Annotated in this window: 22 protein-coding genes and 1 pseudogene; 9 read left to right on the top strand and 14 right to left on the bottom strand. The window is 63.0% G+C overall.

What is annotated here, in order from left to right:
* A partial coding sequence (locus tag E7Z53_RS18220; RefSeq protein WP_217905944.1) for a transposase occupies positions 1 to 573 on the top strand: 573 nt, incomplete at its 5' end.
* A 347-nt stretch (positions 574 to 920) separates the two neighbouring features.
* Here E7Z53_RS18220 and E7Z53_RS18215 read toward each other — a convergent pair.
* Both E7Z53_RS18215 and E7Z53_RS18210 read right to left on the bottom strand, forming a co-directional pair.
* Positions 921 to 2,170, bottom strand: a pseudogene (locus tag E7Z53_RS18215) (IS256 family transposase).
* Between the two features lie 157 nt (positions 2,171 to 2,327).
* The gene (locus E7Z53_RS18210) at positions 2,328 to 3,059 is read right to left on the bottom strand and encodes a hypothetical protein (RefSeq protein ID WP_176338522.1); all 732 of its coding nucleotides are present in this window, start codon (positions 3,057 to 3,059) and stop codon (positions 2,328 to 2,330) included.
* Positions 3,060 to 3,379: 320 nt separating this feature from the next.
* Here E7Z53_RS18210 and E7Z53_RS18205 point away from each other — a divergent pair, with 320 nt between their 5' ends.
* The 3 genes from E7Z53_RS18205 (at position 3,380) to E7Z53_RS18195 (ending at position 5,876) form a co-directional block, all read left to right on the top strand.
* Positions 3,380 to 4,030, top strand: a complete 651-nt coding sequence (locus E7Z53_RS18205) for a hypothetical protein (RefSeq protein WP_176338521.1) — start codon at positions 3,380 to 3,382, stop codon at positions 4,028 to 4,030.
* Complete coding sequence (locus E7Z53_RS18200) at positions 4,014 to 5,105, top strand: helix-turn-helix domain-containing protein (protein WP_176338520.1); 1,092 nt, start codon at positions 4,014 to 4,016, stop codon at positions 5,103 to 5,105. The genes E7Z53_RS18205 and E7Z53_RS18200 overlap by 17 nt, the downstream gene beginning before the upstream one ends.
* 318 nt (positions 5,106 to 5,423) lie before the next feature.
* Complete coding sequence (locus E7Z53_RS18195) at positions 5,424 to 5,876, top strand: hypothetical protein (protein WP_176338519.1); 453 nt, start codon at positions 5,424 to 5,426, stop codon at positions 5,874 to 5,876.
* Positions 5,877 to 5,916: 40 nt separating this feature from the next.
* Here the strand turns inward: E7Z53_RS18195 and E7Z53_RS18190 are convergent, their stop codons facing one another.
* A complete protein-coding gene (locus tag E7Z53_RS18190) occupies positions 5,917 to 6,798 on the bottom strand; it encodes a hypothetical protein (protein ID WP_176338518.1) in 882 nt (293 codons plus the stop codon).
* 435 nt (positions 6,799 to 7,233) lie between these two features.
* On the opposite strand from E7Z53_RS18190, the gene E7Z53_RS18185 reads away from it, so the two are divergent.
* Entirely contained in the window at positions 7,234 to 7,623 is a 390-nt protein-coding gene (locus E7Z53_RS18185; RefSeq protein WP_217905943.1) for a TnpV protein, read from the top strand.
* Between the two features lie 113 nt (positions 7,624 to 7,736).
* Complete coding sequence (locus E7Z53_RS18180; protein WP_176338516.1) at positions 7,737 to 12,716, top strand: helicase-related protein; 4,980 nt, start codon at positions 7,737 to 7,739, stop codon at positions 12,714 to 12,716.
* A gap of 261 nt (positions 12,717 to 12,977) precedes the next feature.
* Here E7Z53_RS18180 and E7Z53_RS18175 read toward each other — a convergent pair whose 3' ends face one another.
* Both E7Z53_RS18175 and E7Z53_RS18170 read right to left on the bottom strand, forming a co-directional pair.
* Positions 12,978 to 13,163, bottom strand: a complete 186-nt coding sequence (locus tag E7Z53_RS18175; RefSeq protein WP_101853356.1) for a hypothetical protein — start codon at positions 13,161 to 13,163, stop codon at positions 12,978 to 12,980.
* Positions 13,160 to 13,489, bottom strand: a complete 330-nt coding sequence (locus tag E7Z53_RS18170; protein WP_058875383.1) for a hypothetical protein — start codon at positions 13,487 to 13,489, stop codon at positions 13,160 to 13,162. Before E7Z53_RS18170 ends, E7Z53_RS18175 begins: the two co-directional genes overlap by 4 nt.
* Before the next feature lie 216 nt (positions 13,490 to 13,705).
* Here E7Z53_RS18170 and mobC point away from each other — a divergent pair, with 216 nt between their 5' ends.
* Genes mobC through E7Z53_RS18155 form a run of 3 tightly spaced genes read left to right on the top strand, consistent with a single transcriptional unit; the run spans position 13,706 to position 16,379 of the window.
* Positions 13,706 to 14,095, top strand: a complete 390-nt coding sequence (gene mobC, locus E7Z53_RS20920) for a plasmid mobilization relaxosome protein MobC (protein ID WP_176338515.1) — start codon at positions 13,706 to 13,708, stop codon at positions 14,093 to 14,095.
* Positions 14,092 to 15,606: a relaxase/mobilization nuclease domain-containing protein gene (locus E7Z53_RS18160; protein ID WP_176338514.1), complete on the top strand. Its 1,515-nt coding sequence runs from the start codon at positions 14,092 to 14,094 to the stop codon at positions 15,604 to 15,606. Before mobC ends, E7Z53_RS18160 begins: the two co-directional genes overlap by 4 nt.
* 2 nt (positions 15,607 to 15,608) lie before the next feature.
* Positions 15,609 to 16,379: a hypothetical protein gene (locus E7Z53_RS18155; protein WP_176338513.1), complete on the top strand. Its 771-nt coding sequence runs from the start codon at positions 15,609 to 15,611 to the stop codon at positions 16,377 to 16,379.
* A gap of 216 nt (positions 16,380 to 16,595) precedes the next feature.
* Here E7Z53_RS18155 and E7Z53_RS18150 read toward each other — a convergent pair whose 3' ends face one another.
* The 9 genes from E7Z53_RS18150 to E7Z53_RS18110 all read right to left on the bottom strand — a co-directional run bounded on the left by E7Z53_RS18150 (position 16,596) and on the right by E7Z53_RS18110 (position 23,720).
* Positions 16,596 to 17,339, bottom strand: a complete 744-nt coding sequence (locus E7Z53_RS18150) for a DUF3800 domain-containing protein (RefSeq protein WP_176338512.1) — start codon at positions 17,337 to 17,339, stop codon at positions 16,596 to 16,598.
* Between the two features lie 54 nt (positions 17,340 to 17,393).
* Entirely contained in the window at positions 17,394 to 18,005 is a 612-nt protein-coding gene (locus E7Z53_RS18145; RefSeq protein WP_176338511.1) for a hypothetical protein, read from the bottom strand.
* Positions 18,006 to 18,858: 853 nt separating this feature from the next.
* Positions 18,859 to 19,410: a hypothetical protein gene (locus tag E7Z53_RS18140; RefSeq protein ID WP_176338510.1), complete on the bottom strand. Its 552-nt coding sequence runs from the start codon at positions 19,408 to 19,410 to the stop codon at positions 18,859 to 18,861.
* A gap of 395 nt (positions 19,411 to 19,805) precedes the next feature.
* Positions 19,806 to 20,048, bottom strand: a complete 243-nt coding sequence (locus E7Z53_RS18135; protein ID WP_176338509.1) for a hypothetical protein — start codon at positions 20,046 to 20,048, stop codon at positions 19,806 to 19,808.
* Positions 20,049 to 20,323: 275 nt separating this feature from the next.
* The gene (locus E7Z53_RS18130; RefSeq protein ID WP_176338508.1) at positions 20,324 to 21,139 is read right to left on the bottom strand and encodes a TIGR04255 family protein; all 816 of its coding nucleotides are present in this window, start codon (positions 21,137 to 21,139) and stop codon (positions 20,324 to 20,326) included.
* A 37-nt stretch (positions 21,140 to 21,176) separates the two neighbouring features.
* Positions 21,177 to 22,163 carry an IS481 family transposase gene (locus E7Z53_RS18125; RefSeq protein ID WP_065062263.1) on the bottom strand — a complete coding sequence of 329 codons (987 nt, stop codon included), beginning with the start codon at positions 22,161 to 22,163 and terminating at the stop codon, positions 21,177 to 21,179.
* A 78-nt stretch (positions 22,164 to 22,241) separates the two neighbouring features.
* On the bottom strand, positions 22,242 to 22,403 hold the full coding sequence (locus tag E7Z53_RS18120; RefSeq protein ID WP_154676754.1) for a hypothetical protein: 162 nt from the start codon (positions 22,401 to 22,403) through the stop codon (positions 22,242 to 22,244).
* Between the two features lie 43 nt (positions 22,404 to 22,446).
* The gene (locus E7Z53_RS18115) at positions 22,447 to 23,325 is read right to left on the bottom strand and encodes a permease (protein WP_176338507.1); all 879 of its coding nucleotides are present in this window, start codon (positions 23,323 to 23,325) and stop codon (positions 22,447 to 22,449) included.
* The gene (locus E7Z53_RS18110; protein ID WP_048896403.1) at positions 23,322 to 23,720 is read right to left on the bottom strand and encodes an ArsR/SmtB family transcription factor; all 399 of its coding nucleotides are present in this window, start codon (positions 23,718 to 23,720) and stop codon (positions 23,322 to 23,324) included. The genes E7Z53_RS18115 and E7Z53_RS18110 overlap by 4 nt, the downstream gene beginning before the upstream one ends.
* Between the last annotated feature and the right edge of the window lie 2 nt (positions 23,721 to 23,722).

Here is a 23,722-nt window from a genome sequence, read left to right as displayed (position 1 = left end):
CTGAACGAGCGCTGCCTGGTCGAGTCTTTGGCCGCCACCCGACCGGGGCCAGCCACCGGCTCGGTGACCACAGCCACCGGCCACGCCCTACGGCGGCTGGCACGCCGGCACCAGTACCTCACCGCCGAGATCACCGAGCTCGAGGACGAACTGAGAATCCTCGTCGGCCGTGCCGCGCCGGCGATGATCGCGAGAAAGGGATACGGGGTGATCACCACCGCGACTCTGCTGGTCACCGCCGGGGCCAACCCTGAGCGGCTGCGATCGGAAGGCTCTTTCGCCGCGCTGTGCGGAGCGTCACCGATCCCGGCGTCGTCGGGGAAAACGAACCGGTACCGTCTCAACCGCGGCGGGGACCGGCAGGCGAACTGGGCTCTGCACCAGATCGCCCTGGTGCGACTGTCCAACGACGAACGCACGAGGAATTACGCGCGGCGACTGCGGACCAACGGGAAGTCGAAGAAGGACGTTTTGCGGTGCCTCAAACGTGCGATCGCTCGGGAGGCCTTCCACCTCATCGTCCACCCCGGACCCGTGCCTGCGACCGAGGATCTTCGAGACCTCCGGCACTAGCGAGGAGCCACGCTGGTCCAAGCCGCGATGAGCACCGGTGCAGAACTCGCCCGACTGAGCGAACTTGAACGCGGCAAACGCCCCAACGCGGACCTGGCCACCACCTACCGTGCCTGGCTCACCGCGGCTTGACACGCATAGGAGCATCATCTTGATCTGGCTTGTCAGTGGGCGGGCGATGCCGAGACCCGAGGGTACGGTTGGGCACGCACTGGTCGGCCGGTGAACGCCAGGTGTGGGAGTGATGTTTCGTCTGACTTCACATAAGGCCGGCTAGAGGCCCACAAGCTGGAACGAATCGAAAGGTCAAGCCCCCGCGAGTGGTGTAACAGTCCTCCTGTTTGGGATCAGGCTGTGAGTGCGGTCAGGGAGTCGGGGCTCACCTCGCTTCCGGTGTCCTCGACGGCGGTGAGCCGGCAGCGGGTGAGGACCTCGAGACCGAGGTAACGGCGGCCCTCGGCCCACTCATCGGTCTGCTCGGCCAGCACGGCCCCGACGAGGCGGACGATAGCTGCTCGGTTGGGGAAGATCCCGACCGCATCGGTGCGACGCCGAATCTCCTTGTTAAGTCGCTCGGCGGGGTGGTTGGACCAAATCTGCATCCACACGTCCTTCGGAAAACCGGTGAACGCCAGCAGGTCCTCCCGGGCCTCAGCCAGATGCTCGGCCACCGCAGGCAGCTTCTCGGCCACGTAGTCGACCAGACGGTCGAACTGGGCGTTGACCGCGGCGGCGTCGGGCTGGTCGTAGACGCTGTGCAGCATCGCCTTCACTGCCGGCCACATGGACTTCGGGCACACAGACATCAGGTTCGCCGCGTAGTGGGTACGACACCGCTGCCAGGCGGCACCGGGCAGGTTCGCCGCGATCGCCTCGCGCAGGCCCCGGTGCGCGTCCGAGGTCACCAGGCGGACCCCGCCCAGCCCACGGGCCACGAGGTCGGCGAAGAACTCGTTCCACGCCGCCCCGGTCTCGGCCGTGGCCACCCGCATGCCGAGCACTTCCCGGTGACCGTCGCCGTTGACCCCGGTAGCCAGCAGCACGACCGCGTTCACCACCCGCCCGCCCTCACGGACCTTCATCGTCAGCGCGTCGGCGGCCACGAACGTGAACGGCCCGGCCTCACCCAGAGGACGGTGACGGAAGGACTCCACGTGCTCGTCGAGATCACCGGCCATCCGCGAGACCTGGGACTTCGACAAGGGAGTTGATCCCCAGGGTCTTCACCAGCTTGTCCATCCGGCGGGTCGAGACCCCCGCCATGTAGCAGTCGGCGACCACGGTGATGAGCGCGGACTCGGCCCGCTTGCGGCGCTCGAGCAGCCACTGAAGGGAAGTACGTGCCCGAGCGCAGCTTCGGCACGGCCACGTCGATCGTGCCCACACGGGTGTCGAGGTCGCGGTGGCGGTACCCATTGCGTTGCACCACCCGCGCCGGGCTGGCGCGGCCCCATTCGGCGCCAGCGACCGATTCGGCGTCGGCGGAGAGCAGCGTGTTGATCACCGTCTGCAACAAGGTCCGCATCAGGTCTGGAGACGTCTCAGACAGGGCTTCACCGAGCAGGCTGGCAGGGTCGACAATATGAGGAGCGGTCATCGTGATGACTCCGTTCGAGAGTGCTGTGAGAGGTTCACTCGAAGGATCACACGGTGACCGCGCCATCGTTGATGACGAACTCGGCCACCGAGCGTTACACCATCATGCGGGGCTCAACTCACGTCGGCTCCCGGCAACGTAGGGATCAGCGGAGGGCTCAGCGCTTTCGACGGTGGCGTCGCCGCCGAGGCCCGTTCTTCCGGAGTGGGTTCCTTCGCTGTCCCTGGTTGCCGTCGATGGCCGCGACCATGACTGTGGCCGTTGCGGCGGCAGGGACAGCGAAGTCGTCGAGCTTCAGTTTCCCATCGGACAAGGGGACGATGACGGCGAACAGCCAGAATAGCGCCAGCAGCAGTGTGCGAGCGTCCCCCACAGAGACGTTCGTCCATTGAGAAATGCGGGTCGCCGAACGCGCGATCTTCTTGCGGTTCTTCGGGTCAGAGACCAGCGCGTCTTCGCCAGCCCGGGCCAACGCGGCGAGCACCTCCCTCTCGTCCGAATCGGCGGCGACATTGCGGGCGAATTGCTCTAACGGAGCCGCTCCGGGGCGCTCGAATTCACCTCGAGCGGCTTCGGTTGCAGAGGCGAGGTTACTGGCGATCTGCACTAGCGTGCGCGAGATTTCCTCATGCTGGAACCCGCGGAGCTGGATCTTGAGGATCTTCGACCACGAGTCGAGCCCGTCCGAGCCAAAGATGCCCTGCCGTATGTCCTGTGAGACTTGCTCCAGCACCGGGTTCAACTGGGCCAGGGCTACCCGAACGGGTTCCATGTTCGCCTCGACGCTGCCGAGCAGATGCCGAATGGAGAGCATGGTTTCCAGCAGGACGGGGTTGAGCTGGGCGTACTGCTGGGTCAAAGACTCGGCAGGAGGGTTGTGCTGGGGCATCACGGTCCTATCGCAGGGGGTGCCTCCGATCATCTCGCACGGATTCGTCACGCCCTGGAATCGCGGGGGCCGGCAGGGCAGTGAGTTTGCGCAGCTACTCGAGATGGGGGAGTGAGCCCGCGCTCAGCATCCGGGCAGATGGCGGCCATCCGGCAGTCAAGCTCAGCGGCTACTCGTTCAGGGTGCGGCAACTCAGTGGAGGGTCGATAACTCCCCTTCGGGGGTGTCTCCGGAAGGTTTGTTCGGCCGGACAGCCTGTTGAATGAGCTTGCACTTACCAAAAAGCCGCATGACGCGATGTTTCTGTTACCATTGCCAACATGGAGATTCTGCATGGCGTGGACCTGGACGAGGCCCTACTCGGCTCGTGTATAACGGCCGGTCGGCAGGGGCATGAGATTGCCTTGGCCCACCACAATGATCCTGGGGCCAACGGGTTCACTTTCGGCAGTGACCGGTACCACCGTTCCTGCGAGCTGTTGAAGAAGGCTCTGCTGGCTCACGGGTTCCGCATTTGTTCCAAGGGCGCGGCGTTGCATGCCCGTCGAGGCGATGTGGAGTTGCGGTTCGCTACGGCGAAATCCCCCGACCTCACGGCACCGTCGTCTTTCGACATGACCACCCCGTCCCGTCTTGAGGCAGGCAATCAGAATATTGCGGTGGCCGCCCAGATTGAGGGCCTTGAGGAGCTTCTGCCTGCTGCGCGGAAGATTGCCCATGTGGTGTGGAGTGGCGATCCCGGACAGGGACTGACTGCCGTGCACATCGGGCACCTGGTTTCCCTCGATGAGAAGCACGTGCAATGGAGCGAGCTCAAGCGCATCGACAGCACGAACTGGGCCACTGTGCCTGGCCTGCAGCAGGACGACACCACGGTGGTGCCTTACGCCCACCAGCAGGATCCCGGTCTTGGGCTGTCCGTCGTTGAGGAAGAGCAGGAGGTTAATCGAGCCGATGGCACAGAGAAGTAGCCACTCCACGGCGAACTTCTCCCCGGACCGGCTTCGGATGGCTCGATACCGGGCTGGTCTGAACATCCGTGAACTCGCCGAAAAAGTAGGAGTCTCCCACCCTGCGGTCTCCCAGTACGAAACCGGCCGGAGCAAGCCGAGCACCAGCACTCTTGCCCAACTGGCCATGGCCACGGGTGTACCAGCTGACTACCTCACCTATGGGGAACGTCCGGTCTCCCTTGCTGGATTGGACGGAACCCATTTCCGCAGTCTGCGCTCAACGTCCAAACAGAGCCGTGCCGGGGCTTGGGTGTGGTCAGAATCGGTACTGGATCTCGTCAACGTCCTCGAACGCTACGTTAGGCTGCCGGCCCCCGATGTCCCCTTCGTTCCACTCATGACGGACGCTAAACCTCATGAGATTGTCGGCGCTGTTGACCAGCTCAGGGAGCAATGGCGCCTTCCCCTGGGGCCCGTTGGGTACCTCGTGCGGCACATGGAACGGCATGGCATCGTCGTGAGCCGATTGCAGGTCGCCGATGAGGGCATCGACGCCTACAGCCAAAACGTAGGATCTCACCCTGTCGTGATCCTTGGGATGAACAAGGGGGACGCGGCACGTAGTCGCTTCGATGCAGCCCACGAACTGGGCCACTTGGTGTGCCACCTGGAAGCTGACCCCGGAAGCATCCAGGAAAGCCAGGCACATGCCTTCGCCGCGGAGCTGCTGATGCCCGCTCGACAGATGAAGGACCTTCTGCCCCGACGGTTCGACATGGGACAGTACGCCAAGCTCAAGCAGGAATGGGGCGTTTCGATCGCAGCGCTGCTCTATCGTGCACGCACCTTAGAAGTGATCAGCGATGCTGCCTACCGCCGTGCAGTCGTCGCGATGAACTCCAAGTACGGACGCCGCCACGAGCCTTATCCGCTGGAACGGCCAGATGATCCAGTGATGCTGTCCTCAGCCATTGCCTTAGCCCAACAAAATGGGGTGTCACTTGAGCAGCTTGCCACCCAGGCGCGACTACCACTCGACGATGTCGAGGCAATGGTCGGCGCAGAGGAACTTCGGCCCGCTGTTCACATATAGGCCACGCCATGACTGGTCTGGGGTGTCGATTAAATGGCTTCCCACGACCTCAACATGTCTTGGGTCACCACCTATTGCAGTATTAGCCCCAGGTGTTGCTCGGGGCTCCAACCCGGTTAGGCCAAAATGGCTCCTGTGCATTATTCAAGATGGAAGAGCTTTGTACCTGAGGTTGTCATTGTAGGAGTCTTGACTTTAGTAATTGGCGTAACAATTGGTTGGTGGCTCGGATCTTGGTCAACCTGTGGCGCCAACTGCAATTTCGATGTCGATCTTTTCGCAGCCATCGGTACGTGGGTCGGAGGTGTAGCACTTGCCATGGCCTCGCTCGTGTTAGCGGCATCTACCACCTGGTCCGCACATCGAAAACGCAAGGAGGAAGCACTTGGTATCGCGACCATGTGTGCGCTTCGCGCATCGCCTGTCGTCAAAAATGACAAATTTATCCATATAAATTATTCTTTCACCAACAAGACGACTCATCCAATTCATAGTGTCTCGGCGCATCTCATTGGTGGTACCACCCTAAATATGGATGCCCGAGTTGACCCTCATCGAACTTGGGGCTTCAAGACTAAGCCTGAGCAGGTTGGTCTCACGAATCAAGATATGTCTGAAAAGGAAGCCCGCGAACTCGTCAACAAGCAAGTTATGCCGAGATTGGTCTTCGTGTTCAGTGTAGATGGTTATCAGTTTGTCAGAAATAATAAAACCACGCTTCTATTCGATGAAGCACCTGAGTGGCGGTCGGCGGCACCCGCTGGTCGCTGAAAAATTGACGACACACTCAACCACGTTGTCAAAAGCGCTGTTAATATTGCTGGGCGCATGCCCTGTGTGGGTATGAATGATACTCGTAAGAGTTATTTCCTTCGGGCATGCAATAGTCGGGATCATCCATCTCCGGATAGATCGTGGCTGTGGCACTTTTGGGCATATTGGTACCCTCATAGAGAGCGGGTTTGATTTTGAGTAGCGGAAGCACATCACGCGCTGGCGTAACGACCTCATCATACTTTTCGTACGACAAAGACTTGGCGCGTTCATAGACTGCTTCGATGCGACCGATCAAGCCTTCAATGTGCGTATAGAGTTCGTGGCCAATTTGGGAACAGTGCGTATGGGACACTATTTCTTCGCGCGCTTCGCTGTCTAACTGTTCGGCAGGATCCTCGTCCTCCGCGGAAAGTGCATAAACATAATCGACATCGTTTTCTTCAGGGTCCGGAAGTGACCGAGGGGTATCTCCATAAAGGGGTAACCGAGGACGTAGCGTGGCAATAAAAAATTCTAAATGCATGTACATTTGCCCGGAGTTGGAATCGAGCTCCGAATCAACGAAACAGTAATTGCGACTTTTGCAAATTGCCGATATTAATTCATTCCGTACTAGAATTAGATCTTTTATTATTGAGGCGCAACCGTTATGTTGGTACAACTTTGTAAAAATGTCGTTTTTTTGTTCATTTCTTATTATTCTTGATTCGCTAATTGATGTACTTATTTTTTCTGCGAGCTCATTTATGTCTTCTGAATCAACGTATAAAAATTTCCCGTAGTATTTTTCCTCAAATGTAGCGGTTTCATATATTTGATTCGTCAGGGCTTCGTCGTGGATTTCTTGGACGAATGTATCTAAATTTTCCTTTATAATTTCATCTTGGAATAGATACTTTTCGCTCATTGCTGCCACACACTCCCTATTTTTGATGGGATGTCAAGGGCACTCCGAACTGCTGGCCCCCAATGGGTAGAGACTACGGGTGTACTCGGACAGGTGGTCCTCGGGGGCTTTGGTGTGGGGTGCCTTTCGGGGCCTGTGGGATGTTGATGATGGGCTTCTTGCGGGTACTGCGGAGTTGCAGGAGCGGATGCTCGGAGTGGCTGGAGATTCTTGCGGGCGCGTGAAAGTAGTGGCGTTTCGCTGAAAAGGTTGACATATCAACATAATAGGTGTTGGCTGGTGCGTGTTATCGAAGATGGCTATGGAGTGGCTGGGTAGCGTGTGTGGGAGATTCCCGATCGCAACCAGGAGATCCCCCCATGGCGCGAGCCCGTAAGAGGACACAAGTCGAGGGGCAGCTGAGCATTGATGCCTTTCTCTTCCCGGAACCCGAGGAGGTTCGTGATGAACACGTACGGCAAGTTCGCGCAGGAAGCGTGGAAGACGACCGCGCCGGCGGAGTACGCCCTGATCCCGGACCCGGTGCAGTGGTTCGAGGCTCTGGGGGAGGAGGCGGCTCAGCGGGTGGGCGAGCTGATGATGGAGCTGGCCGGCCCGGACCCGATGGGGGAGACCTACCTGGAGAAGGTGGGGCGGTTGAACGCGTCGAAGATGCAGGCCGAGGAGATCGTGCGCGCGGAGATGCTGACCCCGGACCCGTCCGTGCAGCAGGAACCGGAGGAGGACGAGGAGGAATCCGGGGTGGCGCGGAGGCTGCGGATCGTGCAGCAGCTGAACCGGGAGGACCGGGAGTACTGGGAAGAGGTGGACCGGCTGGACGCCGAACAGGCATAGCCCCGGCTTCCTCAGATTCCCTGGGCCCGGGGCGCTTCGTCCCCCGCGCCCAGGACGAGTTGGCCCCGTCCGGGGCGCAGGCAAGGTTCCGGGCCAATCTGGCAGCGCTTCGCGTGCTGCGGACGCTGCAGGCCGAGGAGCGGGCCGCCACCGAGGCCGAGCGCACCACGCTGGCCCGCTGGGGTTCCTGGGGTGCCAGTGGGGTCGCGGAGATCTTCGACGAGTCCCGCACCGAGTACGAGGCCGAGCGAGCCGAGCTGCGCGAGCTGCTGGACGAGGCCGAGTACGCCGCCGCCCGGCGCACGGTCATCAACGCCCACTACACCGACCCGGCGATCGCCGCCGAGGTCTGGGGCGCCCTGACCGGGTTGGGCTTTGCGGGTGGGCAGGTGCTGGAGCCCGGCTCCGGTGCCGGCACCTTCATCGGCCTGGCCCCGGAAGGTGCCCAGATGACCGGGGTGGAACTGGACCCGGTGACCGCAGCCATCTCCCAGGCCATCTACCCGGAGTCCACGATCCGCACCGAGTCGTTTGCCGACACCCGGATGCCCGGTGGCGCCTTCGACGCCGCGGTGGGCAACGTCCCCTTCTCGAAGAATTCCCTGCACGATCCCCGGCACAACGCGGCCGGGCACTCGATGCACAACCACTTCATCCTCAAGTCGCTGGCCCTTACCCGGCCCGGCGGGGTGGCCGGGGTGATCTCCAGCGCGTTCACCCTGGATGCGCAGAACCCCGCGGCCCGCCGGGAGATGGCCGAGACCGCCGACCTGCTCGGTGCGGTGCGCCTGCCCACCGGCGCCCACCGGCGGGCCGCCGGCACGGACGCGCTGACCGACGTATTGATCTTCCGACGCAGGCTGCCCGGGGAGGAGCCCCTGGACCAGTCCTGGGTAGACACCGCCCCGGTAGAGCTGGACGGACAGCAGGGGCGGATGAACGCCTACTTCCTCGCCCACCCCGAACGGGTGCTCGGTGAGCCGGTGATCGGCAACGGCATGTACGGCTCCGCCACGCTGACCGTGCGCGCGGGGGACCTGGCGACCACGGGGGTGCGGCTGCACGAGCAGCTGGCGGACATCACCGAACAGGCCCTGGCGGTCGGGCGGGGCATGGCCGAGAGGTCGGGCGAGCAGGAGTTCGAGGTCGCGGCCCTGGTGCCGGCCGGTGAGCATGAGCAGATCGGGCACATCACCGACCGCGGGGAAGAGGGCTTCTCTCAGGTCACCGTGGAGGGGGTGCACGCGCCGCTGAAGGTGCCCCGCACCCAGGAGAGCGAACTGCGGGCCCTGTTGGGTCTGCGGGATGCGGCGCGGGCGGTGTTGACCTTGGAGGCGGCCAACGTTGAGGACACCCCGGAGCTCGACGCCATGAGGTCCCATCTGGCGGGCAGCTACGAGGGGTATGCGCAGCGGTATGGGCCGATCAACCGGTTCACGGAACGGCGCACCGGCAAGTACGACGAGGCCGGGGCGGACATTCTGGCCCGGGTCACTCCGCCGGCGGTACGGCTGCTGCGCGGGGACCCGTTCGGGCCGCTGGTGCTGGGCTTGGAGCACTTCGACGAGGGCGCCGGCACCGCTGTAGCGGCCGGCCTGCTCTCGGAGCGGCAGGTGCAACCGCGGAAACCCGTGCTCGGGGTCGACACCCCCGATGAGGCCCTGGCCGTCACCCTGGACACCCTGGGAACCGTGGACCTGCCCCACATCGCCCGGCTGCTGGGCACCGACGAGGCCGGGGCACGGGAGGCACTGGGGGAGCTGGTCTACGAGGTGCCCGGCGAGAACGGTATCTACGAGACCCGCGCGGAGTACCTGTCCGGGGACGTGCGGGAGAAACTGGACACCGCCCGTGCCGCGGCATCCGCCGATGCCCGGTTCCAGCCCAACGTGACCGCCCTGGAGGCCGTGCTGCCGGCCCCGTTGGGGGCCGATGAGATCGAGGCCCGGATCGGCGCCGTGTGGGTGTCTCCGGAGATCCATGAGCAGTTCTTGCGCCACATCATCAGGGACCCAGCTGCGCGGGTGGACCGGATCAGCGGGGCGAGTTGGGATGTGAAAGCCAGCCGCCATGTCTTCGCCGCCCGCAATGACTGGGGTACGGAGCGGATGGCGGCCGGAGACATCTTCAAGAAGCTGCTGGAGCAGCGCCGGGTGCAGGTCACCGACCCGGACCCAGGCGACCCGGAGGGCAACCGCCGGGTGGTCAACGCCACCGAAACCACCGCCGCCCAGGAGAAAGCGTCCCTGATGCAAGAGCGCTTCGGGGAGTGGGTGTGGGAGGACCCGGGGAGGGCGGCCGGGTTGGTGGATGAGTACAACCGGCGGTTCAACTCCATCGTGCTGCGCGACTACACCGTCGAAGGGGAACGCCTGAGCTTCCCCGGTCTGGTGAAGAACTTCACCCCCCGCCCCCATCAGCGGGCGGCCGTGGCGCGGATGCTCTCGGAGCCCTCGGTGGGGTTGTTCCATGAGGTCGGGGCGGGCAAGACCGCCGAGATGGTGATCGGTGCGATGGAGCTGCGCCGGCTGGGCATGGCGCGCAAACCGGTGATTGTGGTGCCTAACCACATGCTGGACCAGTTCTCCCGGGAGTGGCTGCAGCTCTACCCCCAAGCGCAGATCCTCGCGGCGTCCTCGGAGGATCTGGCCGGGGACAAGCGGCGGGTGTTCGTCGCGAGGGCCGCGGCCAGTGACTGGGACGGGATCATCATGACCCGCACCGCGTTCGAGCGCATCGAGCTCTCGGAGGAATCCAAGGCCGCCTACGACCTGGCCGAGATGTCACGCCAGCGGGCCGAGCTCGAGGCCGCCAACGAACGGGCCGCGGCCAGCGGGGCGGACACCATGTCGATCAAGCGGATGGAAGCCCGCCTTCAGGCGAGGGAGGAGAAGCTCAAGGCCAAGTCCGACCGGGCCACCGATCCGGGGATCACCTTCGAGCAGACCGGCATCGACTACCTGCTGGTCGATGAGCTGCACGAGTACAAGAACCTCGACACCGCCTCGAACATTCAGGACGCGGCGATCGATGGGTCCAAGCGGGCCAGTGACCTGCACTCCAAGGTGGAGTACCTGCGCTCTGTGCACGGGGACCGGGTGATGACCGGGGCGACGGCGACACCGATCGCGAACTCGGTCACGGAGATGTACGTGATGCAGCGCTATCTGGGTCCGGAGTTGTTGGAGCGGGCCGGGATCCACGACTTCGATACCTGGGCGGCGACCTTCGGTCAGGTGGTCTCCGAGATGGAACTCTCGGTGGCCGGCGGGGACCACTTCAAGCTCAAGGAGCGCTTCGCGAAGTTCCAGAACGTGCCTGAGCTGTTGAAGATGTTCCACACCTTCGCCGACGTGAAGACCGCCGAGGACCTGCAGCTGCCCACCCCGGATCTGGTGGTGCGGGAGGACGGGAAGCGGCTGCCGCGCATGGTCCCGGTGGAGGCCTCGGCCGAGCTCGAGGCGTACATCGAGGAGATCGGTCGGCGGGCCGAGGCGATCCAGGCCCGGCTGGTGCCCCCGACCGAGGACAACATGCTCAAGATCAGCTCTGACGGGCGCAAGGCCGCCCTGGACCTGCGCCTGGTCGACCCGGAACTGGGCTCTGTCGTGGCGGAGACCAAGATCAGCGCCGCCGCGGACCTGATGGCCCGGGTGTACAAGGACCACCGCGAGGACGTGTTCACGGATCCCTCGACCGGGGAGGAGCACCCCACCCGGGGGGCGTTGCAGATCGTGTTCTGCGACCTGGGCACCCCATCAGAGAACTGGAACGTCTACGACGAACTGCGCGCCCAGTTGGCCGAGCGGGGGGTGCCGGCGGAGAAGATCCGGTTCATGCACGAAGCCCGCAACGATGCGGAGAAGGGCCGGCTGTTCTCCGCCGCGCGCACCGGGGACATCGCCGTCCTGATGGGCTCCACCCAGAAGATGGGGGTGGGGACCAACATCCAGGCGAGGGCGGTGCACCTGGTGGACCTGGACGCCCCGTGGCGCCCGGCCGACATCGCCCAGCGCCACGGGCGGATCATCCGGCAGGGCAACCAGAACCCGGAGGTCGCGATCTCCCAGGTGGTGACCAAGGGGTCCTTCGACACCTTCATGTGGCAGACGCTGGAGCGGAAGTCGAAGTTCATCGACCAGATCATGCGCGGCCGGTTGGACGTGCGCGAGATCGAAGACGTCGGGGACAACACGCTGTCCTTCGCCGAGGTGAAGGCCATTTCCAGTGGCAACCCGCTGATCCTGGAGAAGTCGAAAGCCGACCAGGAGCTGGCCCGGTTGGAGCGGTTGAACCGGGCCTGGCACCGCAACCAGTCCTCCCTGGTGTTCCGCAAGGACGCCGCCCAAACGCGCGCCGGCGCACTCGAGCAGGAGATCCCCGTGCTCCGCGCAGCTGTACAGCGGACCACCGATGAGCTCGGCGGTGAACGGTTCGGGATGACCATCGACGGGGCCACGTACGACAAGCGCGCCGACGCGGCGGAAGCGTGGCAACGGTGGGCCGGTGTCCACGCCACCTCGCGCCCGCCCCGGGGCGGGGAGGCCGACCTCGGGGTCGCCGGCCGAATCGGTGGCCACGACATCCGGGTCGTGCAGCGTCCAGGGAACCTGGCCGATCTCAGCGCGTCGCCGGTGGAGCTGCGCATCGACGACGCCCCCGGTGTGGCCGTGGAAGTCACCCGGACGACGTCGTTGAATCCGAGCGTGGGCATGATCCAGCGGCTGGAGAATCAGGTGCGGGCGTTGCCCGAGGAAGTCACCAAGCGCGAAGCACGGCTGGCCTCCGCTCGGCAGGAAGCCGTCGACGCCCGGGAGGCGTTGGACGTGCCGTTCAAGCACCAGGACGCACTGGAAGCCGCCCGGTGGGAGGTCGAACGGATCGGACGTGCCATGCGCGGAGAAGAGACGCCGCAACCGACCCTGGACCCGGAGCTGGAGGCGTTGAAGAAGAGGATGCGCCTGGAATCCCCGCAGTTCTCGAACGGGCGCCACAGTGGTACCCAGCGCGGCGGATCACCCGTGGGGCACTCACCGGAGGTGGGTCGCCGACACTACGAGCAGCGCGCCCAGGAGGACGGCCGGGGGCTGTAACCGCTCGCTCAACTGAGCCAGGAACACGAACGGTGCCTGCTCCCTATGAGGGGAGCAGGCACCGTTGCTTGTGTGGTGACCACCCACTCGGGAAGCCGTCCACAGCTGGCGGCTACGAACGTGCCACGGTCGCACGTGAGGTGACCTGCCGGCTGTGGTCGGGTGGTCGGATGGGGGTCCCCGCTGTCCATCATGGGTGCGGGAAAAGCCGCGGAGCGATGGGAGCTTTTGCCGTGCCCATGTGGGCACGGGGCCAGGAACTCAGCCGCGGTTGCCCACCTCGCGGTCCGCTCGAATCTGGCGTGCTTCGCGCCAGATGACGAGCAGCGAGACCGTCAGGATCAGGCCGGAGAACAATCCGATTTTCGAGCCTCGGGTTACCAAGATGATGGAGACGATCAGGAGCACGCCGTAGCTGGCGGTGAGAACCCAGCGACTGGCCGTCACTGCTCCGGCTCAGTGCCGCCGTCGTTCTGAGCGGACGAGGAGTGCGCGCCCGAGGTGGTCTGGGTGGTCTTCCGCCGGCGCTGCACCCGCTGCATCTTCTCGGGTGCCGCCAGCCCGATCTTTTTCAGTTCGTCGGCGGTCCAGCCGCCGTTGTTGACGGCGGCCTGGAACGCGGCGGTGTCGTTCTTCTCTGCCTCCTTCAGCGCGTCTCGTGCCTCGTCGAGGGCGCCTCGTGCGGTGATCGCCCGGCGGATGTAGTCCATCCGGTCGTTGAGCAGCCGCTGGGCTGCTTCTTCTGCTTGCTGGGGGTCAGTGAGCTTCGCCATGCCCCCCAGGTTAACGGACGCACACCGTTCGTTCCAGAGACCACGCCTGCTCAGCTGCCGCTTCGCACCCGTGGTGCCCCAGCGGAGCAAAGCTATGTTTTATGTGCCATAAAACGGGCCCACCGCTGGCCCTGCCGGTTTTGCGGTGGCACACTGGGGCGTGTGGGGCCCACTTCAGTGGGGGCGCTGCGCTGGGCCGAGACGAGAGGAGGTGCTGTGGTGGAGCAGGAGAATTCACGTCGGGTGTGGAAGTCGAGGCGGAAGCGGATCGAGGGCAAGACCCAGTACGTCCGGGTGTCCATGTCGGAGTCGGAGCGTGCTCAGCTGATGGTGCTGGAGCAGCAGACCGGGCTCTCGCCCTCGGCGCTGATGGTCGAGGCCGTGTTCGGGTCAGCCGATCCGGTGGCGGTGCAGCTGCGGCGGAACCAGCTGGCGGAGTTGCTGGCGATGCGCCGGCTGATGGCCACGATTTCGAACAACGTGAACCAGATCGCCCGGCACGCCAACAGCACCGGCGAGGTCCTTCCCGAAACAGTCGAGACGATGCGGGAGGCTCGCCGGTTCAGTGAGGAAGTGCTGGCCAAGATCGAAGAGTTGATCCCGTGATCCCGAACATCACCAAGGGCGACAAGCCGATCGGGCTGATGAAGTACCTCGTGGGTCCGGGCCGGGCCAACGAGCACACCGACCCACACCTGGTGGGCGGCTCCCCGCTCATCATGGCCTGGCACGACGACGCGCAGCTCAACGAGGAAGCCGCGGTGTCGATCGCCCGCGAGATCGATCTGAACCGGCGCGCCTTCGGGGTGGACGCTGACGCCAAGCACATCTGGCACTGCTCGTTGTCGATCCCGTACCAGGATCGGGAGGTCACCGATCAGGAATGGTCGGACATTGCGCAGCGGTTCATGGACGAGATGGACTTCACCGACGCGGGTGCCAAGGCCCCGTGTCAGTGGGTTGCGGTGCATCACGGGCGGTCGGCCAAGGGCAACGACCACATCCACATCATGGCCTCCACGATCCGGGAGGACGGCACGAAGTGGGCCGACGGCAACGACTTCTCCCGCGCGCAGAAGGTCGCCCGTAGCATCGAGAAGGACTTCCACCTCATCCAGCTCGGCAACCACTCCGAACGCTGGCTGCAGCAAGGCGAGGTCTCCCGGGACGGCACCCGGGAACCGACCCGGTTCGTACTCGAGCGCACCGTGCGCGCGTGCGCGGTGGCCGCCGACACCGAGGCCCAGTTTGTGCGGCAGATGCGTCGGGCCAACTTGCTGGTGCACCCAAGGTTCGCCGCCGGTACTGATTCGGTGGTGACCGGGTACTCCGTGGCGGAGCGTCCGCCGAAGGGGATGCGGCCGCTGTGGTTCGGTGGCGGCAAGCTCGCCCAGGACCTCACGCTGCCGTCTCTGCGGACCCGCTGGGCGGACACCCCAAGCTCGGCGCAGCAGGCATCGGAAGAGTGGATGGCGGCGAAGCGGCACCGCCGCATTGTGCACCCCGACGCCCCCGGTGCGGTGCTGGACGAGGAGACCGCCCGGCGGTTGGCCGAGGAGCTGAAAGAGGTGCGCCGGCGGTTGGTGAAGATCGCCCCGGACGATCACCAGTCGTGGGCGCACGCGGCTCGGGAAGCCTCCGGGGTGTTCGCGGCGTGGTCTCATGCGACCGAGGACGGCCAGGGGCCGCTGGGACGTACTGCCCGGGTGCTGGCCCGGTCCGCGCACCGATCCGGGGTGAAGATCACCGCCCCGTTGGAGGCGCCGCTGCGCACCAGCGGTACGACGGCCTTCCTGCTGGCGGCCACCCGGGCTCCGTCCCCGATGGTCCAGGCGCTGATCATGAATCAGATGCTGCGGATGACCCAGGCGTTCTACGAGATGCACCAGGCCCACCAGGACCTGCGCGAGACCCAGCTGATCAACGACACCTTCGAGCAGCACCTGGCTGCCGTGGCCGCGCCCCTGCCCGAGGTGGGGGCCTCCGCCCCCACAGGCTCGGCCTCCCACGCCGGTCCCACCCGTGAGCGCGGGGCGCTGCGCGAGACACAAGGACCCATCAGCCCGGTGCGCCCCTACGTGGACCACATCCGAGACGAGCGCGGAATGGAGCTGTAGCGATGAGCACACAACCCGACGGCGTGAACGACTTGCTCTCCCGGGACCTCCAAGCGGCGATGGCCGTGGCCGGGCGCTGGGGCGAAATGATGGCCCGCCAACGCGCCGAACGACTCCGCCAACGCCTCATGGAACAGCAGCACCGGCGACGTGAGCTCGAGGAACGCTTCGAGGCCGAACGCGCCGTGATGCGTACCGAGCTGGCGCCGGTGGAGACGGACCGATTCTGGGAGACCGCGAAGGCTGAGGACATCGCCGGCCACTATGGGCTGGCCCGGCAGTGGGAACACCACGACGAGGTCGCCATGGCCGCCCGGGGGCGGATCGAGACGGAAGTGAAGGACCGCCACGGACTGAACGTGGAGGACTACCTCACCGACCACGGCCCGCAACAGCATCGCGCCGAGACGTCGGAGTACGAGCTGGCAGCCCGTGAGACTGTCGACGCGCAGCGTGACCACGCCGAAGCCGCCCGCCACGCCGCCGTGGCTGCACGGGGCGACTTGAACAACGACGCGGACACCCGCCACGCTGCCGCCGACGCCGAGGAGCTCTGGGATTCTGGTGACCGCCGGGCACGTCTGGCTGAGACGCTCATGGCAGCCCTCGGCGGCACAGAGGAGGGTCGTGACGGTGTGCAGGCCCGTCTGGCTGCCGAGCGGGACCAGGGCACGCCGCCGGTCGACGCGGTGGGCTTCACTAAGCGCGGCCCCAAGGTCCGCAAGACCACCGGGCGTGGCGCGGGCCGAGAGAGGGATATGGGTTTGGGGTGAGACCATTCTCCCGATCAATGCCGAGTAAGCCTTCAAGAAGTCTGAAGCGGCCGATGGCCATGCCAAGGCACAATACTGACGCGTACTGCAGTCGCGAGCTGTAACGAAACAACCTCGCACAGCAAAAAGCCCCGGCGCCAGTGGCGTCGGGGCTCCGCATATAATAAGAAGGTACCGGGCTATAGGCCAGAGGCCCACACCCGGTAACCCCAGAGCTTACTCTCCGTTGCCGGAAGTGGCAACTACCGGCTGAGACGCATGGTTGTACATCTTCAAGCCGAGGTACTCGGTCTTCCTGGCCGTGAGAAAATCGGGCACGCCGAAGCCGTCGGCGACGTGATCCGCGAGTAGAGCCTTCGGAGATCGATGTCCAGCCAACCCTGCTTGGCGGCGGTGATGAAACGCGACGGCCGATGTGAGAACATCGACCGCTTGCAGCCCGTCAGTGGCTCGGGAATCCATGCGGGCGACAGATGCGATGCCAAGTCTGTGGAGACGCCGGTTCACGTTGGACTTGAGATCCTCTTCGAACAAGACATGGTCCGGAGCGGAGTAGTTGTCGGCCAGGACAGTTGTGATCTCCCCGGGCTTGATGACGCCAACGAGAAGCTGTTCCGACAGTTTCAGGTACGCCGTCCAGGGATCGCCGAACCGTGCCACAGGGTCGGCAACGTCTCGATCCGCAATGAAGCAGAAGAACCGGAACTCATCGTCAGCCAGGATGGTGTCCACAAAGCCCTTGTAGGTGTCGAGGGCATCACGGGTGAGCTCTGTGAGGTGAAATTCGCTGTAAAAGTGGGTCCGGTCGCGGTACTTCTGGATGCTTCGCAAGAGGCGCGAGGGCTCAGGGTGGATGAGCAGACCGACGGCGAAAAACCTGTCTCGCGAGATTGTCCCTGTTTCATCGAGGAAGGCGAGGGAAGTGGGGTGCGCCCTGGGCAGGAACAGTTGCTTAGCCAATCGAACCTCTTTTCATATGTGAAGTGATTCTAGTGCAGGCTGAATCCTCGCCCACTACTCGCCCACCGACTCGAAGTACTTCTCCAGTAGGTCGGAGATATGTTCCTCGTCTCCAATGACAAGGGCTCGTACTCGCACCAGTAACTTCTCGAAGTCGTTCACCATGTGTGTGACCTGGACCATTAGCTGTGTCTGGTTCAGCTCGTGACTGGTCTTCCACTTCTCGTAGTCGGCATGCAGCACGTTGCCGTTCAGCATGAGGTCGAAGATCTGCGACGCTTCAACCCAGTTCTCCATCCCCTCGTAGCGCATGGCGAAGATGGGCCGCTTCGCCCGCTTGTACTCGGCACGCAGATCGTCCACGATGCGGATCTCCGCCTTCGGCACCTTCCGCTCTGAGCGGGCCACCGTCACATAGTGGGCGAGGACCTTTCGTAGACACAGGTTCTCGCCTTCACTGACGAACTTCCGCAACAGAGCCATGCGGAGCAGCCGAGAGGCATCAAGCTCGGTGTTGTGCTCGTAGCCCTCGCTGATCGTGTCGATGCTCCTCAGCCCTTCGGTGTGGCGGAGGTACTGATCGGACAGGTCGAGGAACATCTCCAAGGCGGCTACAGCCGTCGGCGGCTTGTCCTTCTTGGACTTCTCGGCGATCTTCTTATGCACCCATTGAACCTACCTACAGGCGCCGACACTCTTACGCCTGGCAGACCCCATGATGGCGGCTTCTTCGTGGCGCCATCATGGGGCGCACCAGATGAAGGTGGTGGATCGGCCGGCGAAGTTGACGTCGCGCCGGTACTGGTAGGCCAGGTGCTCGGTGACGGACTCGACCATGTTTACGGGAACGAATTTCCCTGCGGCCATCCTCAGGCAGAAAGGAACATGGCCGAAATGACCTGACGTCCGGTGAGCGATCCGACATCCAGTGCCGCCCGCAGTCCACCGCGGAACCGGGAAAAATCGGCCGAACGGGAGGCTCCAGTACGTGCGGGACATCGCGTGCTTAAACCGGTAGCGAGACGTGTTGAGGGAGGACGAGGAGTTTCCTGGAGCGCCGGCTGGCCAGTCACTCGGTCGGACGGGCGGCCCCCTCGAGCACCTGCGTTTCAGTTCCCAACCATGCGCGGACCTCGTCGATGAGAAGCCCAGGAGCACTCCCGGGAGCCGTCCCACAGTCCGGCTGTGTGCGCGAATCTCTCATTAGATGAGAGTTCTCCATGCTGGCCTGCGCGGACGACGCCAGTGTCACGAGGTCGACGACCTTACCGGTCCGCCGCGCGCCTTATCGCTGTCTGGGCAGACGCCCGTAGGCAGAGTGGGACGAGTTCTCGCATCTACTTCTACTCGTCCTACTTAAGCGCCGATAATCGTGATTACGTAAAGTCCGAGCTATTACCCCCAGGAGCTGGCGCACACGAGGCGACAAGCCGGTGCACTGCCATACCTCCGGACTTTGGCTGCTACCGCCATGTAAGACAGCCAGACCAGAAAATGCCAACGGACGGTCTGTTAGATCTTAATCGCGTGTTTCCAGCAAGGAGAGAGTGGAAAAGTCGAGAACCTCCGACTCGACATAGAGGTCATACGTGAGGTCACTGCCGGACACAACTTGAAGCTCGATCGATGCAACGTGTTCATCAGTCTTAGCAAGGTACTGAGCCTGCATCGCATCCTGCCAAATTCGCCAAAGCTCAACTAGTGCACTTTCGTTCTCTTCTTTAAAATTGACGAGAATCAGCTCAGAGATCCGTTCGAGTGCAAGCTGTGTCGATTTTTCTGATCGATTGAGACCGGCCACGTTATCGGTGGACCAGGTCCAGTCCCTTGATTTTGTGTCAGCGGCCGGAAGAAGGTCTGACGGGACAATTGCGTAAATGGTCATATCTCGACCAGGAGAATCCCAATCAGAGCAGGCAACACGAATTTCATCTATGCGTGCAAGAATTTCCGCGAAGTTCGTATTTTTTGTATAGCTGTCAACAACTTTTTTTTGCAACTTTGCGAGTACTGAGTGGACTTCATCAGGAAATGCGAAACGAGAAAAAGCTCGCCCGATTCGCGCTGCCAAGAGAGACGCTTCTTTTCCGCTCTGGGTAGGGCAAGTGCGATCGATTAATTCGTGTGATTCGAGTACCTTTCGGGGAAGGGACACAACGCGTTCGAGGTCTGCGACTAGCCGGAGTGATTTTCCCACGAGTACAAGCAGTGGTTTGCGCCCTTTTCGGACGTTCGACCACTCTTGGACTGAGCATTCTCGTACGGGTGCGACAAGCAGGCGATCGTTCGGAGATACCTGGACTAGGTCACAAGTCTGGCTAATAAGGGCAACACCATGTGGGGTTTCGAGGTGCTCAAGGCCTTCTGCGCCCCCGGTCCAATATTGGAGGGCCTCAAATTCAATGATGTCACCTTGTGTTGCCGTGCCCCAATCGATCGACGTTATCGGTGAGTTGCCCTTGTTAGTCATTGCTCAAAGCGCTCACTAACAGGAATCTGATGCTGAATTCGCTCCGAACGAGGCGTGGAGGAGGAAAAGCTTTTGAAATGACTGGGGCCAGAGCTTGAATCGAGCATCAATTCACGGCGCGCTTCGGGGGTTGCGGCGTCCAGGCCAAATACAAGCTCACTGAGAGCACGAACGCGCGACTCATGTTTCGGTGCAATGGGTGTGCCTGCGGCCCAATTGTGGATCGAACGGCGAGTCACGCCCAGCAGTCTACCGAGTTGGTCAGCGGTCAATCCAGACTCGGCTTTCAGTTCAGCTACAAGAGCGCTTGCATCCTGAGTAGACCGCGCATCCGCAGCGCTTTGGGCCCCCGAAGTCGTTCCGCCTGCGGCGAGCGAGGCCATATTCCCGCCATGCGTCCTCACCCAAACCGAGTCCACACTGGTTGCTGTCGGCTGGGCTGCGCTCATCCATGGCATCAGCGTAAGGGAAAGTGCCGCAGTAATGCCTAGGCCAGTGCTTGTTAGTGGGAGTGTCATGCACTGCCGTCCAATCTGTCCTCGCCGCCCTCGCGGAGCACAAGCTTGAAAAAGTCATAGGCTGTATCAGCCAACTTGCCGATGGCCGACTCAAAATCTTCGGGGTCAAACACACGTCGCTTCTCTATGGATGCATCGATGTCGAGCACCCATGAGGGACGATTCACGGAAGGAATTGCGGGGTCCACAGTCTGGCCAGGAGCGAGCATTCCGGATCTGGCCTGGAGGAGAACCTCCTCTACCTGGTATGCGCCCTGACTGATATTGGATACAGACGTGACATCTGGCAGCACCTCGAGCTGCGCATAACCCAAGACGGCTGAAGAGAATATCGTGCCAAGTTCCTCTAGGACTGAAGAGTTTGAGATGCGATTGACGTAACGTAACCCAATTCGATCTATAGAACGAACATTAAGTGTGGATTCAAGTAAGTCCGCTACTAAATTTGTGTACTGCTGAAGCTCTGAAAATCCATAGTTTTCATGCTGGATGCAGTAGATGCTGACGAAATTTTTTGTGAGGTTGATAGTCCACACATCGTCAATAGTCCGCCACTGATGTGCGTTGTCCCCTTGGATGGGCGTGACGCCTTCGGGTGTAATCTGAATTCCACTCTCGGTAATTTCATTATAGAGAGGGAAATCATCAAGCCTGTCGCCAAAATCAAGTGCCAGGCTTTTAAAGTCTCGCGCGAATCTGCCGTGCTCCGGCCAGCGGATCTGTGCGAGTACCAGGGCAAGCGGAGCATCAGGTATGCGTACCTTGCGCTCCGCATCGCCCGTGAAGGGCCGGAAGCGTACTCGATCTGTCATGCTTCACACCGTACTTCACACCTCGGACATGGGCCAGCTAGGTGTACTGACCGGACACGTTGGTCAATCGTGAGAAGGGCGGCTGGTTGCTGCAGGCTGTGTGGGGCCGGTGATGGTTGTAGTAGTGCAGCCAGCCGTCGAGTTCGCCGCGACGCTCCGTCTCGGAGGTGTAGCAGCGGGCGTAGGCCCAGCCGTCGGCCAGGGTGCGGTGGAAGCGCTCGATCTTGCCGTTGGTCTGCGGGCGATACGGCCTGGTCCGTTTGTGCCTGATTCCCAGCTCGGCGCAGGTGTCGCGCCACAGGTGTGAGCGATAGGCGCCACCGTTGTCCGACAGGACCCGCTCGACGGTCACCCCGCGGGCGTTGAACCACTTGACGGCCCTGGCCAGGACCGCTGTGGCGGTGTGGGCTGTTTCGTCGTCGTGGATCTCGGCGTAGGCGACGCGGGAGTGGTCGTCGATGACGGTGTGGACGTAGGCCTTGCCCATCAACGGGTCGTAGTGCTTGTTCTTGGGCTTGTCGGGTGTGGCTGCGCGGTTCTTCTCGCCTTGTCGTCGGCCGACGTAGCGCCAGCCTCCGCCGTCTGGGATGTTGCCGAGCTTCTTCACGTCGACGTGCAGCATCGCCCCGGGGTGGTCGTGCTCGTAGCGACGAACAGGCTCTCCAGTGGCACGGTCGACGTGCGACAGGCGGTTCAAGTGGACGTCGACCAAGATCCGGTGGACTGTCGACGGAGCAACGCCAATCCGGTATGCCAACTGAACCGGACCTTCCCGCAGACGCAGCCGGAGCTGGATACAGCGCTTCGCAGTCGTGGGGCTGGTCTTGTTCGGGGAGCGGTGAGGCCGTGAGCTGCGGTCCTGCATGGACTGACCGGCCCGGTAGCGGTCAGCCCAGCGCTTCACGGTGGGCCAGGAGACCTGGAACCGGGCAGCGACCTCGCTGATCGGCCATCCGTGGTCAACAACCAGCTGGGCAACCTTGAGGCGGTGACGCGGAGTGAGGGCGGCATTGGCGTGGGACATGGTGGTCTTCCTGGTGACGAGCGGGTGGAGACAGTGATGGGGCTGCACCCTGTGGTGCAGCCCCATCGATTCGGTATGTCAGTTGCCGTCCGTGTCCTCGCTGTTCGGCGCTGAAGAGGCAGCCGTCTCGGTGGGTGTTCCCTGCTCGCTCTGGGGCTGGTCGTCATCGTCGGGCACGATCTGGGCCCCGCAGCAACTGCTGTCCTGCTTGCGTGCGGTGAAGAGGTCCTTGAGTCCCATGGTTGCTTGTTCTCCTCGTGTGGTTGGGAATGTGGTGGTTGGGTCAGGCGATCAGTGGGATGAGGTAGCCGGCGGCGATGGCCGTGCCGATGACAGTGACCACGAAAGTGACGACCAGTCGGGGCTTGAACAAGGTGGTGAGCATCGAGATCTCGGGGATCGAGGCTCCGGCGCCGCCGATCATCAGCGCGAACACTGCACCTAGCCCCATGCCGGTCGAGCTGAGGGCCAAGCCGATGGGCAGCATCGTCTCGATACGCACGTAAAGCGGAACGCCAAGCACGGCGGCCAACGGCACGGCCCACGGTTTGTCGTCGCCAGCGACCGCGGCGAGTTGGTCCTGAGGCACGAAACCGTAGATAAATGCACCGACCGAGACACCCAGCACCATCGGGACGAGCAGCGGTCTCAGATCGGCCCAGGCCTCGCCGAGTGCGGGCCGGATCTCGTTGCGCAGGCCTGCCCAGGGGTGGGGGGTGCTGTCGTCGCCGACGACCTTGACTCGCTTGAGCTGGCTGGCCATGCCGAGTCGTTCCCATACTAGGGGGGCGAGCAGGGACCATGCGGCGGTGACCACCGTGTAGACCAACGCGATACGCCAGTCGAACAGCAGCACCACCCCGGCCACGATGATGGGATCCAGCAGCGGTGACGAGATCAGGAAGGTCATCGACGTCCGGAACGCCACCCCCGACTTCAACATCCCAGCCAGCACCGGCAGCGTCGAACAGGAACAGAACGGCGTGATCGCCCCCAGCAGTAGCCCCTTGAGCGGGCCGGGAAGGCGCCCATCGGCCATCCAGCTCTGGATCCGATCCGGCCCGAACCGCCGGTTCACCAGCGCAACGAGCACCGAGATCAGCGAGAACAGGACGAGCAACTCGACCAGGATCAACCCGAAGGTCTGTACCGCATGAATCACCGCGCAGCACCCTCAGTCGATGCCTGACCCTCCCCTGCTGGGGCAGTGCAGCACGCCTTCTGTCCCTCTGGAGTGAGAGTCGCCAAGTGAGCGAGCCACTGCACCGGCGCCGCCAACTGCTCACAACACAGCGCGTAGATGTTGGACCGGCCCTCGGCCCGCACACTGATCAGCTGCGCTTGCCGCAAGGCTGCCACATGGTGACTCACCAGCGCCTGGCTCAACCCGGTGGCCTCCTGCAACTTCTTGTTCGAGCACGCCCCCGCCGCAAGCGTCAGCACGATCATCAGTCTGTTCTCGTCTGACAAAGGCTTCAACAACGGAGCAAGCATCCGCGCGTGATCCCGCGCCGACAGGTCCGTGCGCGGCAGGGCAACATCCAGTGAAACTGTCATAC

This window comes from Kocuria salina (assembly GCF_013368965.1).
Taxonomy (GTDB): Bacteria; Actinomycetota; Actinomycetes; order Actinomycetales; family Micrococcaceae; genus Kocuria; species Kocuria rosea.
The sequence above is the reverse complement of the archived record's forward strand: the minus strand, read 5'-3'. Positions and strand labels throughout refer to the sequence as shown.